The sequence below is a fragment of the Amycolatopsis sp. NPDC006131 genome, assembly GCF_040614175.1.
GTDB lineage: Bacteria > Actinomycetota > Actinomycetes > Mycobacteriales > Pseudonocardiaceae > Amycolatopsis_E > Amycolatopsis_E tucumanensis.
Map to the genome: position 1 here is coordinate 1 of NZ_JBEXTX010000246.1, position 1329 is coordinate 1329.

General features: G+C 71.3%; 2 protein-coding genes. Both read right to left on the minus strand.

Annotated features, from left to right (window positions below):
* On the minus strand, window positions 1–366 hold a 366-nt coding region (locus ABZ215_RS43755), incomplete at its 3' end, for a DUF5684 domain-containing protein (RefSeq protein WP_354956858.1).
* 88 nt (window positions 367–454) lie between these two features.
* Window positions 455–1329: PHP domain-containing protein (locus tag ABZ215_RS43760; protein WP_354956860.1), on the minus strand; the 875-nt coding region annotated here is incomplete at its 5' end.

Genomic DNA, 1329 nt, shown 5'->3' on the forward strand with positions numbered 1-1329 from the left:
CCGCTGCTGGACTTCACGCGGCGGTTCCCGGAGGCGACGGTGGTGCGGCTGGAGCGGGACTACCGTCAGCACCCCGAACCCGGTGCCGCGGCCGAACGAGCGCGCCAGGTCGATGTAGACGATGAACAGCAGCACGACGTTGACCAGCGGAATCAGCATCAGCAGGATCCACCACCACGGCCGCCCGGCGACGCGCAGCAGCACGATCGTGTTGTAGATCGGGACGATCGCCGCCCAGCCGGGCTGGCCCGCCTTGCTGAACACGCGCCAGATGGCGGCGACCATCAGCACCGCGAACGCCAGGCTGCCCAGCGAGACCCCGATCGCGGCGCCGACGCTGAGTCCGCCCGTGTCGTAGCTGTTCACGTCAGGTTCCTCCCCATCGAATCCGCGCTCAGGGTAGCGGTTCCGATCGCCGAACAGGCGTGAAAACGCCGGACGCGACCAGCTTCCGTCAGCCGCCCAGTTGCGCGGCGCTCAGCGTGTTCAGCACGCGCTCCGGCCCGATGCCCACGGCCTCCGCGCGCACCGTCCCGTTCCCCAGCCAGTCCAGCTGCCCGGGGGCGTGCGCGTCCGTGTCGATGGTGAACACGCACCCGATCCCGGCGGCCATCGCGAGCAGGTCGTCGGGCGGGTCCATGCGCTCCGGGCGGCAGTTGATCTCCACCGCGGTCCCGCTCTCGCGGCACGCCTCGAACACCCGCTCGGCGTCGAACTCCGACTGGGGGCGCCCGCGGCCCATCACCATCCGCCCCGTGCAGTGCCCCAGGACGTCCACCAGCGGGTTCCGCACCGCCGCCAGCATCCGCTCGGTCATCGGCTCCGACGGCATCCGCAGCTTCGAATGGACACTCGCCACCACCACGTCCAGCCGCTCCAGCAGGTCGTCCCGCTGGTCGAGCGAACCGTCCTCGAGGATGTCGACCTCGATGCCGGTCAGGATCCGGAACGGCGCGAGCTTCTCGTTCAGCTCCGCGACCACGTCGAGCTGCCGCAGCAGCCGCTCGGCCGACAACCCGTTCGCCACCGTCAGCCGCGGCGAATGATCGGTCAGCGCGATCCACTCGTGCCCCAGCGCGCGCGCCGCCTCGGCCATCTCCTCGATCGGGCTGCCGCCATCCGACCAGTCCGAATGGGTGTGGCAGTCGCCCTTCAACGCGCCCCGCAACCCCGACCGGTCCGGCTCCGGGGCCTCCGCGAGCAGTTTCACCAGGTAGTCCGGCTGCTCACCGGCGCACGCCTGCTCCACCACCTGCGCCGTCGCCGGACCGATGCCCGGCAGCGCCTTCAGCGTGCCGAGCCAGACCCGCTCGGCCAGCTCGTCCGGCG